This window comes from Bacillus aerius (genome assembly GCF_029894105.1).
GTDB lineage: Bacteria > Bacillota > Bacilli > Bacillales > Bacillaceae > Bacillus > Bacillus altitudinis.
Genome location: NZ_JARYHO010000001.1, coordinates 2,717,177 through 2,732,133, shown reverse-complemented (window position 1 = coordinate 2,732,133; position 14,957 = coordinate 2,717,177). Strand labels below are relative to the sequence as shown.

Sequence of the window (14,957 nt, the reverse complement as noted above, 5' to 3'; positions counted from 1 at the left end):
TGCTTTATGTGCCTTTTTTCTGATCACGGTATTTCCCAGGTGTCGTGCCTTCCAGCTTTTTAAAGGAGCGGATGAAATTTTGCGGATTTTTGTATTTTAGCTTTTCCGAAATTTCTTTCACCGACATATCCGTTTCCACCAACCAGTTTTTGGCGACATGATGTCTGTAAGACGAGAGATATTCACTAAAGGAGATATCCATTTCTTTTCTAAAAATACTGCTTAAATAATTTGGGTTGTAGTGCAGGCGTGTAGCGATTTCGTCCAATGTCAGATCTGAGTCAAATTCTTGATGAATGATATGAATGATTTTCTCTGAGATATTTTTATATTGAGAGTCTTCACGCGCGCCGAGCTGATCAATGATGGGTCGAATGATCTCATGTTTCAGCCACGCTTCTGTATCTTCAAACGTTTTAAACTCAAAGATCGTATCATAGAGCATTTTATTATCTTCGACTTCAAACAATTCAATGCCTAGCAAATGCATCAGCTCGATGAGATTGTTTAAAAAACGAGCGAGAGCAATCTGGTACTCATGTGGTCCAGCATTTTTAGAAAAAATGGATTGCAGAAGCACATGTAAATAGTGATCTGCCTTGCCTTGATCGCCTGCTTTAATGGCATCAAATAAATCATGCTGCAGCTGTTTTGGGAAATGAGTCTTAAACGTCTTTCCTTGCTGAATGTGCTCGTATAAAAGAATGGATTTTTTCTCTGCCTTGAGCCTATATTTTAAGGCTTCTTTTCCCTCAATATAAGCATGTTTGGCCATAGAGAGCTCTTTAAATGAGCGACTGATCCCAATGCTGATCGACAAGCCCAGCTCTTCCTCAATCCGCTGCTGAATTGTTTCGGCTAATTGATTTAAATATTCAGTAAATTCCTCTTCTGACTTCGATTGATTGAGGACAATCGTCGTTTGATGCTGATTGACAACGGTCGGCTGAAGGTGCTCATCTAGCGGAATAATCTGCTCGATCAGTCCATTTATCGCAAATAAAAGCAAGTCTGCATCCTTTTTTTCATACGGCGTTCCTTTTAGTGTATCGATTTGGGTCACAAGCATGGACAAATGGGACCAGTCACGAGGAAAGCCTAGACTTTGAAATCGGTTGTGAATCTCTTCTTCCGTCAGTTTGCCAAGCAGCAGCCGCACCATAAAATATTGCTGTAAGTGGGTCACTTGCTGCTCAATCCGTTCCTCTAGATCATTGTTTTGATCTTTCATTTGTTTAATGCTCGATTCGATGAGCTCAAATTCATTTTGGAAAGGCTGTTTATGCAAAAACGACTCATTACGTGCAAAAGATTCGTATAATAAGCGAATCGGTTTATAAAAGTGTCTAGAGCCAAACCATGAAAATAATAATGAAAGCGCTAACAAAATGAAGCAAATAATAAAGGTGATCCACCCGATTGATTTCGTTTGCTGCTTTAGTTCTGGAATGGAGACAAAGGATAAGTATGTCCATTCGTTATAATCTGATTTTTGAAACGTAATTTGATAGTTTAGTTCATCGATTTTCATATCAAATTGTCCGGATCGTTCTTCAAGTGACAGGACATGTTTGACGAAATCTTGATTTTTTAACGAGTCACCAATTTGTTCTTTTCGATTATGTAGCAGCACTTTTCCGTTTGTATCAATGACAAACATACTATCAGATTGAGAGAAGTCAGGCATGTTGTCAGCAATCACGCAGCTTGGAATGCTGGCGACGGCGATCCCCTTCTTTTGGACACTGTTCATCGGAAGCTGCTTGATTAAATTCACATTGTATTTGCAAAAGGATGTCTTTCCTTCTTTTGTTGAGACAAGTGGATTATTTTCTTCAAGTGCCCAGCTGGAATGACTCGGAATATTGAGGTAAGAGGTTAACGCTTTCTCTTGATCTCCGTTTGAGACATGATAAAGACCAGAATTGTTCATATACCAATCTTCCATTTTACTAACAAGTGTAATATTGGAGAGATCGGTGTCGAAGGTTTGCAGGTAATTCAGTTCTTGCTGGACTTGATTATAAAGTTGGAATTGGTCTGGATTTAAAGGTTCTGCCAGTGTTTGAAGGAGAGGCGGCGAACTGACATAGTGAGTGAGAGAATGATCTACTGTCTTTAGAATATGCTCAATATTGGATTGCGTTTGTTTGACGCTGTCCAGCTTTTCATTTGAAATATTTTCGAGTGCAGTTTTTTGCGAATGCTGATAAGAAAAAATACCGATAATAATAACAGGAATTGTACTAAGCACGAAAAAAAACGTCACCAGCTTGTAATAAAATTTATACTGCTTTCTTTTCATAAAACCCCCCATTTCAAACGAAACAATCTTTTCCCCTTAGTTTATTAATCCAAAAATCTGGTAGGTTTGTCAATAATCATTTTCTGAGATTAGGATCATTTTCTTATGTTTTATGTAACGTTTTGAGTAGCTTCCCCTGAGTAAATATGATCTGATGATATGATTGTAGACGGATTTTTCATCCTTAAGATACAGTTAACACATGCATCAGCATGAGGGGAGGCTTTATCTGTGAAAACACAGGATGTCACTGCCAAGGGTGTGCCTGCGGCAGCTTTGAAAAAAGAAAAGAGAAAGCGCTTACTTAACCAATTACTTAGTCAAAAATTTCTGTATTTAATGATTTTGCCAGGGCTCCTTTATTTTCTTGTCTTTAAATATGTCCCTATGTGGGGGCTGATCATTGCCTTTCAAGATTACCAGCCGTTTCTCGGAATTCTTGGCAGTGAGTGGGTTGGCTTCAAACACTTTATTCGCTTATTTACAGAACCAACATTTTTCAACTTATTAAAAAATACGCTCATTTTATTTGCCATGAATGTCGTGATTTTCTTTCCGATTCCAATCTTATTAGCCCTTCTTTTAAACGAGGTCAGATTGGCACTGTTTAAGAAATTTGTTCAGACAATGATTTATATTCCTCACTTCATGTCATGGGTGATTGTCGTGTCCTTATCTTTTGTTTTGTTAACGGTAGATGGCGGGTTAATCAATGAATTGATTGCTTTCTTTGGAGGAGAAAAGATTAACTTCCTTCTTAGTCAAGAATGGTTTAGACCCATGTACATTTTGCAGGTAATCTGGAGAGAAGCGGGTTGGTCAACCATTATTTATCTTGCAGCGATTACAGCAGTAGATCCGCAGTTATATGAAGCAGCAAAAATGGATGGAGCCGGCAGACTCAGACAAATGTGGCACATCACCCTTCCTGCGATTAAAAGTGTCATTGTTGTACTGCTCATTTTAAAAATTGGTGATACATTAGAACTTGGATTTGAACATGTCTATTTATTACTCAATGCGACCAACAGGGAAGTCGCAGAGATTTTTGATACGTATGTGTATACAGCTGGTCTGAAGCAAGGACAATTCAGCTATAGTACCGCTGTTGGTTTATTTAAAGCAGCCGTTGGACTTATTTTGGTCATGATGGCGAACCGTTTAGCGAAGAAGTTTGGAGAAGAAGGGATTTATTAAAAGGGGAGATGAAGACCAATGACATTATCGATTGAAAAGGGATCACCGCTTGAGCATGCAGAGAAATTAGCACAAACAATAATGAAAGCGTATACACCGATTGAACTTCCGCCAGCTGGAAGGTGGCACTATCATCAAGGGGTTTTCCTTTGCGGAGTGATGAAGCTTTACGAAGCAACAGAAAACGAGGCGTACTTTGATTATGTGAAAAATTATGCTGACTCACTCATTGATGACCATGGGAATCTGTTATTCCGCAGAGACGAGCTTGATGCCATTCAAGCAGGGCTCATTTTATTCCCGCTGATTGAAAGAACGGGAGAGAAGCGGTATGTGAAGGCAGCAGAAAAGCTTCGGGGGCTTTACCGGACGCTGAATCGCACGTCTGAGGGCGGTTTCTGGCATAAAGACAATTATGCTTATCAAATGTGGCTAGATGGTCTTTATATGGGTGGGCCTTTTGCTTTAAAGTATGCCCAGTTGACAGGAGAATCGGAGCTGGTGGACATGGTCATCCATCAAGAGCATCTCATGAGAAAGCATACCAAAGATGAAAAAACGGGCCTTTACTATCACGCATGGGATGAACGGAAAGTGATGCCATGGGCTGATCAACAGACGGGCTGTTCCCCAGAATTTTGGGCAAGATCCTTTGGCTGGTATGTCCTTGCGTTAGCCGATATGATCGAAGATTTACCAGAAGGTCATGAAGGACGAAAAGTGTGGAAGGACACACTGACAGATATGCTGGAAAGTGTGGCAAAATATCAGGACGACGAAACGGGTCTATGGCATCAAATCATTGATAAAGGAAGTCATAGCGACAATTGGCTTGAAAGCTCAGGGTCATGTCTATTCATATATGCGATGGCAAAAGCCATGAATGAAGGATATGTCAGTCTTCGATATGTTGATCACGTGGTCAAAGCGTATCAAGGATTGATTCAGTATAAAACGGAGGAAAAAGACAACGGCGATTTTACGGTGAACGATATTTGTATTGGAACATCTGCGGGATTTTATGACTATTACGTTGGCAGAGAGCGGAGCACGAATGATTTGCATGGAGCAGGCGCTTTTATTATGGCGTTAACTGAACTAGAAAAGCTGTCTGTGTTTCAAAAGGTATGAGGCGGTATCAAAGGGCTGCGGCATGGCTCCTCAGCTTCATCGCTGCCTTTTATTTGTCCGCCTGTCAGGGGAAAACAGAGGGGATTGATGTCCTTATTTTTTCTGACATGTCAAAAGCAATGAAAGACCAATTAGTGGAGAAAGCTTTTCAACCAAATCAGGAGACATACGACGTTCACATCTTCCCTGCAATTCCTGAAAAACTTCTTGTTGAAATAACTGCAAAAGAGGGGGACGTGATGTTTGTCCCGGAAGAAATGTTTAGAACATATGATGATCCTGAAAGCTTTCAGCTGCTTGAAGAGATGCGGGTAGATGGCGAAGGGGCAGGACCATATACGGTGGAAGATGCAATGACGGGAAATACAGTCGATTATGCGGTCCAAATCAAGAAAGGAACGAAGCAGCTAAATGGCTATACCTTTCGATTACACCGAGATATGGTCGCCTTTATTCCTGTGTATGCGGAGAAATCTAAAGAAGCACTGTCTCTCATGAAGCAGCTTCGTGAAAACCAATAGAAAAAGGGGTGGGGGAATGTGAAAAGGGTCGCTGTTTGCGGGCTCAGTCACCGTGCCTTCAATATGTTTATCAAACCGCTCACCGAGGATTTCAACGAGCATTACAGGATTACAGGGCTCTTAGATGTAGATGAGAAGCGGTATACACTTTGTAAGGAGCGTTTTCCATCACTAAGCGGCGTCTCATTTTTTCATGAGGATGCATTTGGTCAGATGGTGAAGGAAGCAAGACCAGATATCGTCATTGTGGCGGGGCGAGATGATACACATGTCACATATATCCTGCAGGCACTGGATCATGATCTGGATGTCATAACGGAAAAGCCGATGGTCACAACAGCAAAAGACGCCAAACAGGTGATGGAAAAAGAGGCAGAAAGCAAAGGGAAGGTCACCGTCACCTTTAATTATCGCTACAATCCATTCCATCGAAAGATAAAAGAGCTCATTTTAGATGGAAAGATTGGAAGGGTCACGTCTGTTGAGTTAAGCTGGCTCATTGATACGTATCACGGAGCCAGTTATTTTAAAAGGTGGAACCGCTCACGTCAATATTCAGGCGGTCTGTCTATTCATAAATCGACCCATCACTTTGACTTGGTCAACTGGTGGATTGATCAAAAGCCGAAGCAAGTATTTGCCTATGGCGCACTGAATTATTATGGGGATGAAAGTCCTTGGAATCCTTTGCAGGGTGAAGAGAATCGATATTGTGGAACCTGTCATGTAAGAGATACCTGTCATTATGAAGCAAGGTGGAATCCGAGGTTAGAGCGCACAAAGGTGGAGGATGACCATATTGAATCAGGTGAGCAGCAGTCAAAGCAATACTCAAATTATCGCCCGGATGCCTGTATTTTTGATCAAGAAATTGATATTGAGGATACATATGTGGCGTCAGTGGCTTATGATCAGGGGGCTTTGTTAAGTTACTCGATTCAATTTTCAGCGCCATATGAAGGCTACCGGCTTGCGATTAACGGGACGAAGGGACGGATTGAAACAAATGAGTTTCATGTACCATCGAGAATCCCTTTTCAATTCCCTGAACAGACAATTGCATACTACCCGATGTTTGGTGGAAAAGAAACGATTGAAGTTGTGAAACAATCAGGTGGTCATGGAGGCGGAGATCCGCTATTATTAGCAGATTTATTTTTAGGAAAAGATCCGCTCATTCCTTATGACATTTCGGCAGGAGCAGAGGCGGGGGCTTATTCCATTGCACTTGGCGAAGGCATGTGGCGCTCAGTTGCAGAAAAACGCCCGATTGAAATAGAAGAATTGTTTCAAAAAGAGACGGTGTAACGAGTAAGAGAGGAGGGAACAGAGATGGATCATGATGGATCAATGAGCAGAATGTTGCGCATGTGTGAGTGGGTGATGAGACTTGCCTATACGAATTTGTTATGGCTTTTGTTCACTTTACTTGGGCTTGGAATTTTTGGCTTCATGCCTGCAACAACAGCGTTATTTTCTGTGATGAGAAAGTGGATACAAGGGCATGAGCAAGTCAGCGTCTTTCAAACCTTTTGGAAAGTATACCGCGAAGAATTTGTACGCTCTAATGTCATTGGAGTGGTGTTGGTCATCATCGGGACAATTATTTATGTAGACCTTGCTTATATTTATCCAACGAGTTGGTTTTTACACGTGCTTCGCTTTGCGATCTATATCTTTGGTTTTCTGTTTATTGTCAGCTTGTTTTATATCTTTCCGCTGCTGGCTCATTATGATTGGAAAAAGCGTCTTTATTTGAAATTTTCCCTTCTGCTTGGCATCTCGTATTTGCAATATACGCTCTCTATGCTCGTTTTCTCGGCTATTCTCTTTATCCTATTTGCTTATTTGCCAGGGATCGTGCCGTTTTTTAGCATCAGCATTCTCGCATATGGCCACATGTGGCTAGCCTATCAAGTGTTTAAAAAGATAGAGTTTGAAAGTGAGCAGCCGGCAGTTGATGTGAAGAAACGATTCCCGTCTTTCCTTCAATCCAAGCGGGTGAATACGCAGTGATGTGTATGATTTGTTATAATGGTGTCACCGTGAATAAAAGGAGAGATGAGAGTCGTGTCAGTAAAAGAAATTTCAATAGAAGAATTAAAGCAAAAGCTAGAGCAAGAAGAAGCCATTCAACTCGTCGATGTGCGTGAGGATGAAGAGGTAGCAGAAGGCATGATTCCAGAGGCAGTCCATATTCGAATGGGCGATATTCCTGAGAAGCTAGATGCGTTTGATAAGACGCAAGAGTATTATATTATTTGCCGTTCTGGTAAACGCAGTGAGAATGTCTGCTATTTCTTAGAAGACCAAGGCTATCAAGCAACCAATGTCGTTGGCGGCATGCTTGCATGGACAGGAGAAACAAAACCGAAGCTGTAAAAAGAAGTCCTTTCATCGACAAGATGGAAGGCTTTTTTTTTTTCATATGTCCGTCTCTATTTGCATAAAAATAGAGTAGCAAGAGAAGGGAGAGTGGCATATGTGCTGAAGGTAGCTGTATTTGATGAAGAACACGAGAAAGATCTGCAAAGCGAAATCAATCTTTTTTTAAAAGGAATGGACGACGACAAAATTATTGACATCAAATACAATGTGGCGGTGATCTGTGAGCAAGGAGGAGAGCAGCTCTACTGTTTTTCAGCGCTCATTTTATATAAAAAATAAAAGGACCTGCTGAAGGGTCCTTTCAGCGTGTAGACAAACCCTCGCATTCGTTGTCAGTCCTGCGTGCTGGTGCTCACGAATGTGAAATTCGCTCCGCGCCAGTACTCGTCCTTCCTAGTCTGCAAAGGTTTTCTATCACGCTGAAAAGAAGAAAAAGGGCTCAAATAAAGGTCCTTTTGACATGATCAACTAGCGTCAATATGTAAACGATGCTTTTTGCAGTGAACGCATTGAAAGAGGTAGCCTTGCAAGTCTCCTCCGTTCACGAGCCATTGTTTCAGGTTCTCTTTTGTGAAATGTCCACCACTGCAAATCTCTTCAATATCCTCTGAGAGTTCTTCCTCTAAATGCTCAATTTCTTTCCATCCAACATACTGCACAATCGCGCAAAAATCCCCGCAATGGCTTAACCAATATTCCTGCTGCCATCCGCGGTAACCCGGCGTTCTGTAGATCAGTTCATCTATATATTCTTCATGATCGACGTCATCACAACTCACATCGTCTTGAAACATTCCATTATATGTTTGAGCAGCTGATCCATCTTTAATGCACCAAGGACAAATGCCAGAAACGTCTTCAACAGAATAAAAAGGACCATGATATACATAATCTCGTTCTTTCTCACAAACGGGGCATATCGTCTGCTCTTTTTTAATTACATGTAATGAAACTGGGTCTGGGTTGTACTTGAACGTAGGTAACGTCATATAAACCTCCATTATGTAGAAAAGTGATGATTCAACACTATTTTATCGGAATACACAATGTCATGACAATCTTCAATTATTTCAACGAGAAAAAAAGCCGTTCGGATGAGGAACGACTTTTCTCTTGTGATGATTATGCTTTTTTTACTCTTGGACTTCTTGGTTTATTGTACTTATTTGCTTGTTTAATCGCTCTTCGTTCTTCATTTAATGACTTGTACAGTGAAACAATCATTAAAATGATGACAACAGAGAACGGCAAAGCAGCAAGTTTGGCTGTGTTTTGCAAGGCTTCAAGACCGCCTGAAAATAAGAGCACTGCCGCAACTGCTGACTGGATAATACCCCAGCTGATCTTTACACTATTCGCTGGATTTAATGATCCATAGGTTGTCTGCATTCCGAGAACGAATGTAGCTGAGTCTGCTGATGTGATAAAGAATACCGCAATTAAAATCAGTGCCAGAATGGAAGTAATCATGGCAAGTGGATATTCATTTAAAACACCAAACAGCATCGTTTCAGTAGACATGTTTGCAACATCGACGATATTGTTCTGTTGTAAGTCCATTGCAGATACACCAAAGATCGAGAACCAAAGGAACACGAGGATGGAAGGAGCCACTAAGACACCAATTAAAAATTCTCGAATGGTTCTCCCGCGTGAAACCCTTGCAATAAAAATACCGACAAATGGCGACCAAGAGATCCACCATGCCCAATAGAAGATGGTCCATCCATTAATCCATTCTCTCTTTTCAGGATCATTTGGTGATAATCTAAAGCTCATCTGTACAATATTTGATAAGTATTGTCCGATTGAATCAGTAAATGAATTTAAAATATACACAGTTGGTCCAACAATGAGTAAAAAGATCATGAGTAATGCAGCAAGAATCATGTTTGTGTTACTTAAATATTTAATCCCTTTACCAATACCGCTCCATGCAGAGAGAAGGAACAGGACCGTGACGATTGCAATAATGATGAGCTGAGTCAGGAAGTTATTTGGAATTCCAAATAAATAGTTTAATCCGCCATTAATTTGTGCGGCACCTAGTCCTAAACTAGTAGCTACACCGACCACGGTTGCAAATACTGCGATGCAATCAATGGTTTTTCCAATCCATCCATGAATTCTGTTTCCGAATACTGGGTATAAGGTGGAACTGATTAATCCAGGCGCATCTTTTCTAAATTTAAAGTATGCAATGCAAAGCGCAACAATGGCATAGATCGCCCATGCATGAAGTCCCCAGTGGAAAAAAGTATAACGAAGGGAATCACGGAAGGCTTGTGCAGTTTCAGTGTCACCCGTTGGTGATTGAATCGCATAATGACTGATCGGTTCAGCTGCTCCGTAAAAAACAAGCCCAATACCCATTCCAGCACTAAATAGCATGGCAAACCAAGAAAAAAGACCAAATTCAGGCTCTTCACCTGGCTTTCCTAACGTAATTTTTCCGATAGGGCTAAAGATAAAGAATAGACAAAAGCCGACTAGCAGCGATACGACTAATAAATAATACCAGCCAAAGTCATTTGTAATGTATGTTTGAATTTGATCTGTCACATTTTGCAGCGTATCTGGAGAAAGGGCTCCCCATAGAACGGCAATAAATGTGATAGCAATCACAATCCAAAATACACTTGATACGTTTTTCACACCATCTCACTCTCCTGTTGTTCTACACGTTTAAGCAGAGGATTTAATTTAATATCCCTGTCTCAACTATTTTCAAACAAAAAGAGGCGAGTTTCTCACTCGACCTCTATTTTACCGTAACATGTTTTGCTTCCATTTATCAACCATCGATATGTGAAGATGACTTTTCTTCAATTCGTTTGCGCAGACGGTAGACATATTCTTTTAAACAAACTGCGAAAATCGTAAACGCTAAAACAATGGCGACTTTTAACGGGGTAATGGACAGCTTCATAAAGAAAGCGGCTGTCAAACTAATGACAACTGCAAGGACAATCGGAAGTGCGCGTCTAATCATTGAAATCTCTCCTTTAGTTCTAGTGCGGCATTCATGCCAGCTAACCTGCCTGTGACAAGTGCTGACGTAATATTGTAACCACCTGTGTAACCGTGAATATCTAAAATTTCTCCGCAGAAATAAAGACCGGCCATTTTTTTGGATGCCATTTTCTTCGGTTCAATTTCTTTGACAGAAACGCCGCCACCTGTAACAAAGGCTTTATCTAAAGAAAGCGTCCCATTTGCATGGACGATGAAATGTTTACAATCATGCGCAAAAGCGCGCAGTTTATCTTTAGCGAGACCAGAAAATGTCTCCTGCGGATCAATGCCATTTCGTTCTAAAAGGAACAATAAATAGCGCTCTTGCATCCAAGCTTTCAGGACATTTTTAATGGCTTTTTTTGGTTCATCTTTTAGATCGCGATGAAGCTTTTGGAATAGCTCCTCGTCATTGATCTTTGGGTATAAGTCAATTTGAAGACGGACGGCCTGTTGCTTTTTCAGTTCCTTCACAACAAATCCGCTGCATCTCAGAATGGCAGGACCTGATAAGCCAAAGTGTGTAAAGATCATATCCATGACATGAGTGACGACGGGTTTTCCTTTTTTATTTAAAACACTCACGGCCACACTTCTTAATGAAAGACCTTGAAGCACTTTGTCCTTAATAAAACGCTCGTCTGACGTGACGGGTACTTCGGTTGGGAAGAGCTCTGTAATGGTATGACCAGCGGCTTCTGCCCATGCATAGCCATCGCCAGTAGAGCCTGTATGCGGCACACTTTTCCCGCCAACAGCAATGACAACGGCATGACTTGAAATTTTTTCATCATTATTTGTAACAATTCCAGCTGCTTGTCCGTCTTGATACAGAACGGTTTTAATCTTTTCATTCGTTCGAATGGTCACATTGAGCACGCGGAGCCTATCTAATAGGGCATCCACAACAGATTGTGCTTTGTTTGAGACAGGGAACATACGTCCATGGTCTTCTTCTTTTAGTTCAATACCTAGATTTTCAAAGAACGAAATAATATCCTCGTTATTGAACTCAGAAAATGCACTATATAGAAAACGGCCGTTTCCGGGAATATGCTTGATGATTTCTTCTACTGGAAGGCGATTGGTCACATTGCAGCGTCCACCGCCAGAAATGGCGAGCTTTCTGCCAAGTTTGTTTCCTTTGTCAATTAACAGAACCGATGCACCGTGTTCTGCCGATGCAATCGCGGCCATCAGTCCAGAAGGTCCACCGCCAATGACAATGACATCATAATGTTTCATGTTACATTCCTCTTTCTACTTTCAGTCATTTCTCTATTATAACGAAGATTGGGGAAGGCTGAAATATGAATTGATTGGTTTTGTGACTTCTGTATTGGATTTGTTACCTGTGCGATGAAATGATGTGTTAAAATAGTTAAGTTGAATATTCATTAGAAAAATGGTGGTTAAGCGCATGTCTAATAAACTGCTTCGTGGTACGTTGGTTTTAACGATAGGGACTTATCTCTCTCGTATTCTTGGTATGATTTACTTAATTCCATTTAGCGCAATGGTCGGAGCGACTGGTGGTGCGCTATTCCAATATGGATACAATCAGTATACGATCTTTTTAAGTATTGCTACGCTCGGCTTTCCAACAGCGGTATCGAAATTCGTCTCTAAATATAATGCAATCGGCGATTATGAGACAACAAGAAAAATGTTCAGGGCGGGTATGTCGGTCATGCTTGTCACCGGTATTATCGCCTTTTCTATTTTATATTTGACCGCACCGATCTTTGCCAAGATTCAGCTTGGAGGATCGAATGAAACGGGCGGTTTGACGGTCGATCAAGTGGTTTATGTGATTCGGATGGTCAGTTTGGGTCTATTGGTTGTACCCATTATGAGTCTTGTGCGAGGCTTTTTCCAAGGACACTCGATGATGGGCCCGACAGCTGTTTCCCAAGTCATCGAACAACTTGTCAGAATCATCTTCCTATTAACAGCGACGTTTATCATTTTAAAAGTGCTTGACGGTGGTCTTGTTATTGCGGTTGGTTATGCCACATTTGCCGCACTCATTGGTGCGTTTGGCGGTCTATTTACGCTTTATTTATATTGGCTGAAGCGGAAAGATCGGCTTTTGGCTATGCAGCCGAATACAGGGGACTATTCTGGATTATCTTATAAACAAATGTTTACAGAGCTGTTCAGTTATGCAGCACCCTATGTATTTGTTGGACTTGCCATTCCGATTTATTCTTATATTGATACAAATACAATTAACAGAGCGATGATTGCATCAGGACATCAGGATATTAGTACAGCGGTTCTGTCTATTGTGACGTTATATTTACCGAAGCTTGTCATGATTCCTGTGTCACTTGCAACTGCATTTGGTTTAACATTGATTCCAACCATAACGGAATCCTTTACAGCGCGAAATTACAAGCTGCTGAATCGGCAAATTGATCAAACGATGCAGGTCATTCTATTCTTCGTTCTGCCTGCTTCATTTGGTATCTCGGCATTGGCTGGACCAGTTTATTGGTTTTTCTATCCGTCTGTGCATCCTGAGATTGGAACTTCTATTTTGTTTTGGTATGCACCTGTTGCGTTATTGTTTTCTTTATTCACCATTAATGCAGCCATTTTACAAGGGATTAACAAACAAAAATTTGCGATCGTCAGTCTTTTGTTAGGGATCATCATTAAAACGGTTCTTAATATCCCGCTGATTAGCTGGCTGCAAGGAAACGGTTCTGTGCTTGCAACGGCATTAGGCTACAGTGCCTCGATTTTGTATATGTTCATCATGATCAAGCGACATGCAGGCTATTCGTTCCGCAGGATTTTCAAACGGTTTATTTTAATTGGTATTTTAACGGCAATCATGGCTGTAGTGGCTTATGTGACATGTCAGCTTGTGAGTCAAGTCATTTCATATGAAGGCGGAATCATACAAGCGGGTATTGTCATTTTGATTTCAATGATCACTGGCGGCGGTGTGTATATGTTCTTATCTTATAAAGTTGGATTGTTAGAGCGTGTACTTGGCAGCCGGATGCCGTCATTTTTAAGAAAAAAGAGTTAGAAGAGGTGGAGAAGCATGAGGCTTGATAAATTGCTGGCCAATACGGGCTTTGGTTCAAGGAAAGATGTAAAGAAGCTGGTCAAGGCCCGGGCTGTCACAGTGAATGGAGAAGTGGCGAAGCAGGTGAAAGATCATGTCGATCCAACAAATGATGAAGTGCTCGTGCATGGAGAGCGTGTAGAGTATAAAGAATTCATTTATCTCATGATGAACAAGCCAGACGGTGTCATTTCAGCAACGGAGGATCTGCGTGATGAGACGGTTGTTGATTTACTAGAGCCAGAGGATATTGCAAGGGAGCCATTCCCTGTGGGGAGACTGGATAAGGATACAGTCGGTCTCCTCCTCCTTACAAATGACGGCCAGCTTGCTCATCAATTGTTATCTCCGAAAAAGCATGTCCCGAAAACGTATGAAGTTCATCTAAAATACCCGCTTGGAGATCAAGACATCACTCGTCTTGAAGAGGGAGTTGTGATTTTAGACGACTACCGAACGAAGCCGGCGAAGGTTGAAGTAGATGCCAACCAAGAGGCAGATACACGAATCCGTTTAACGATTACTGAAGGGAAGTACCATCAAGTGAAGCTGATGGCACAAGCAGTGGGCAATGAAGTGATCTTTTTAAAACGGCTCTCGATGGGGGCTGTTTCATTAGACGAAGATTTGGCGCCAGGAGAATACCGTGAATTGACGGAGGAAGAGTTAGACAGTTTAATCAATCGTGATTAATATAGAGAAAATGAAAAGAACCGGCATATCGCCGGTTCTTTTTGTTATATGGAAGTTCATTATTCGCTTATGATGATATTTTTACTTTTTTTCTCGTTGTTTCCCATTTGCCTCTGCTTGGACTATGAACAAGATCGTTATAGGCAAGCACGTTTAAGTCTCTTTGGATGGTTCTAGGTGTGATCCCGAATTCATCAACCAGCTCTTGTGTCGTCACAAGACCTTTCTCTTGAATGAACATATAAACTGATTTTATTCGAGTCATCATACGGTTTGTTGAAGGTTTCAAAAAACCACTCCCTATCAATAAGATCGGATGGACTTGACTAACCACAACTTACTACACTAAAACTGCGACATAAGGACATGCAACAATGGTAAATGTTCGTGTTTCTTAATGTTTTATTCTATTATACACGTTATTATGCATCTAGTTCCACCAAAAAGTCAACTTTACGTGTTTTTAAACTTGTCTTCATGAATTGAAATATGTTATATATCATGATTTGAATCCGGTTACAACCCAATAAACACAAGGCGTATAAAGAAGTTTACCACTTAAGAAAGATCAAAAAATAAACACAGAAAATTTACAAAATAAAAAATCATTTATACAAAAAAGACA

15 protein-coding genes are annotated in these 14,957 nt (G+C 40.9%); 9 read left to right on the top strand and 6 right to left on the bottom strand.

Annotation, left to right across the window (positions count from 1 at the left end; all coding sequences use genetic code 11):
- Nucleotides 1-4: 4 nt before the first annotated feature.
- A complete protein-coding gene (locus tag M2353_RS14050; RefSeq protein ID WP_284725604.1) occupies nucleotides 5-2,305 on the bottom strand; it encodes a helix-turn-helix domain-containing protein in 2,301 nt (766 codons plus the stop codon).
- 231 nt (nucleotides 2,306-2,536) lie between these two features.
- Here M2353_RS14050 and M2353_RS14045 point away from each other — a divergent pair, with 231 nt between their 5' ends.
- From M2353_RS14045 to M2353_RS14015, 7 genes are all read left to right on the top strand, one after another.
- On the top strand, nucleotides 2,537-3,502 hold the full coding sequence (locus M2353_RS14045; RefSeq protein ID WP_284725603.1) for an ABC transporter permease: 966 nt from the start codon (nucleotides 2,537-2,539) through the stop codon (nucleotides 3,500-3,502).
- A gap of 18 nt (nucleotides 3,503-3,520) precedes the next feature.
- Nucleotides 3,521-4,633, top strand: coding sequence for a glycoside hydrolase family 88/105 protein (locus M2353_RS14040; protein ID WP_039168377.1), 1,113 nt, complete (start codon nucleotides 3,521-3,523; stop codon nucleotides 4,631-4,633).
- Nucleotides 4,630-5,154 carry a lipoprotein YteS gene (locus M2353_RS14035; RefSeq protein WP_178930471.1) on the top strand — a complete coding sequence of 175 codons (525 nt, stop codon included), beginning with the start codon at nucleotides 4,630-4,632 and terminating at the stop codon, nucleotides 5,152-5,154. Before M2353_RS14040 ends, M2353_RS14035 begins: the two co-directional genes overlap by 4 nt.
- 18 nt (nucleotides 5,155-5,172) lie before the next feature.
- The gene (locus M2353_RS14030; protein WP_178930470.1) at nucleotides 5,173-6,462 is read left to right on the top strand and encodes a Gfo/Idh/MocA family oxidoreductase; all 1,290 of its coding nucleotides are present in this window, start codon (nucleotides 5,173-5,175) and stop codon (nucleotides 6,460-6,462) included.
- Nucleotides 6,463-6,486: 24 nt separating this feature from the next.
- Nucleotides 6,487-7,170 (top strand): YesL family protein, encoded by a 684-nt coding sequence (locus tag M2353_RS14025; RefSeq protein WP_035702083.1) that lies wholly within the window; start codon nucleotides 6,487-6,489, stop codon nucleotides 7,168-7,170.
- A gap of 54 nt (nucleotides 7,171-7,224) precedes the next feature.
- Complete coding sequence (locus M2353_RS14020) at nucleotides 7,225-7,536, top strand: rhodanese-like domain-containing protein (RefSeq protein ID WP_017358336.1); 312 nt, start codon at nucleotides 7,225-7,227, stop codon at nucleotides 7,534-7,536.
- A 102-nt stretch (nucleotides 7,537-7,638) separates the two neighbouring features.
- Complete coding sequence (locus M2353_RS14015; RefSeq protein ID WP_284725602.1) at nucleotides 7,639-7,821, top strand: sporulation protein Cse60; 183 nt, start codon at nucleotides 7,639-7,641, stop codon at nucleotides 7,819-7,821.
- A 185-nt stretch (nucleotides 7,822-8,006) separates the two neighbouring features.
- Here the strand turns inward: M2353_RS14015 and M2353_RS14010 are convergent, their stop codons facing one another.
- From M2353_RS14010 to M2353_RS13995, 4 genes are all read right to left on the bottom strand, one after another.
- Nucleotides 8,007-8,531 carry a CbrC family protein gene (locus tag M2353_RS14010; RefSeq protein ID WP_017358334.1) on the bottom strand — a complete coding sequence of 175 codons (525 nt, stop codon included), beginning with the start codon at nucleotides 8,529-8,531 and terminating at the stop codon, nucleotides 8,007-8,009.
- A 133-nt stretch (nucleotides 8,532-8,664) separates the two neighbouring features.
- Complete coding sequence (gene opuD, locus M2353_RS14005) at nucleotides 8,665-10,197, bottom strand: glycine betaine transporter OpuD (protein WP_284725601.1); 1,533 nt, start codon at nucleotides 10,195-10,197, stop codon at nucleotides 8,665-8,667.
- Nucleotides 10,198-10,336: 139 nt separating this feature from the next.
- Entirely contained in the window at nucleotides 10,337-10,534 is a 198-nt protein-coding gene (locus M2353_RS14000) for a hypothetical protein (protein ID WP_019743705.1), read from the bottom strand.
- Nucleotides 10,531-11,802: a BaiN/RdsA family NAD(P)/FAD-dependent oxidoreductase gene (locus tag M2353_RS13995; protein ID WP_284725600.1), complete on the bottom strand. Its 1,272-nt coding sequence runs from the start codon at nucleotides 11,800-11,802 to the stop codon at nucleotides 10,531-10,533. The genes M2353_RS14000 and M2353_RS13995 overlap by 4 nt, the downstream gene beginning before the upstream one ends.
- A gap of 175 nt (nucleotides 11,803-11,977) precedes the next feature.
- Here M2353_RS13995 and M2353_RS13990 point away from each other — a divergent pair, with 175 nt between their 5' ends.
- Entirely contained in the window at nucleotides 11,978-13,600 is a 1,623-nt protein-coding gene (locus M2353_RS13990; RefSeq protein ID WP_017358331.1) for a putative polysaccharide biosynthesis protein, read from the top strand.
- Nucleotides 13,601-13,615: 15 nt separating this feature from the next.
- Nucleotides 13,616-14,332, top strand: coding sequence for a pseudouridine synthase (locus tag M2353_RS13985; protein WP_017367874.1), 717 nt, complete (start codon nucleotides 13,616-13,618; stop codon nucleotides 14,330-14,332).
- Between the two features lie 67 nt (nucleotides 14,333-14,399).
- On the opposite strand, the gene M2353_RS13980 is transcribed toward M2353_RS13985, so the two are convergent.
- Entirely contained in the window at nucleotides 14,400-14,621 is a 222-nt protein-coding gene (locus tag M2353_RS13980) for a DeoR family transcriptional regulator (RefSeq protein ID WP_008356419.1), read from the bottom strand.
- Nucleotides 14,622-14,957 lie beyond the last annotated feature (336 nt).

What these genes read in the sequence shown, in the direction of transcription:
- M2353_RS14040 (WP_039168377.1), top strand. Translation starts at nt 3,521, where the DNA reads ATGACATTATCGATTGAAAAGGGATCACCGCTTGAGCATGCAGAGAAA.
- M2353_RS13990 (WP_017358331.1), top strand. Translation starts at nt 11,978, where the DNA reads ATGTCTAATAAACTGCTTCGTGGTACGTTGGTTTTAACGATAGGGACT.
- M2353_RS14010 (WP_017358334.1), bottom strand. Translation starts at nt 8,531, where the DNA reads ATGACGTTACCTACGTTCAAGTACAACCCAGACCCAGTTTCATTACAT.
- M2353_RS14025 (WP_035702083.1), top strand. Translation starts at nt 6,487, where the DNA reads ATGGATCATGATGGATCAATGAGCAGAATGTTGCGCATGTGTGAGTGG.
- M2353_RS14035 (WP_178930471.1), top strand. Translation starts at nt 4,630, where the DNA reads ATGAGGCGGTATCAAAGGGCTGCGGCATGGCTCCTCAGCTTCATCGCT.
- M2353_RS13995 (WP_284725600.1), bottom strand. Translation starts at nt 11,802, where the DNA reads ATGAAACATTATGATGTCATTGTCATTGGCGGTGGACCTTCTGGACTG.
- M2353_RS13985 (WP_017367874.1), top strand. Translation starts at nt 13,616, where the DNA reads ATGAGGCTTGATAAATTGCTGGCCAATACGGGCTTTGGTTCAAGGAAA.
- M2353_RS14000 (WP_019743705.1), bottom strand. Translation starts at nt 10,534, where the DNA reads ATGATTAGACGCGCACTTCCGATTGTCCTTGCAGTTGTCATTAGTTTG.
- M2353_RS14050 (WP_284725604.1), bottom strand. Translation starts at nt 2,305, where the DNA reads ATGAAAAGAAAGCAGTATAAATTTTATTACAAGCTGGTGACGTTTTTT.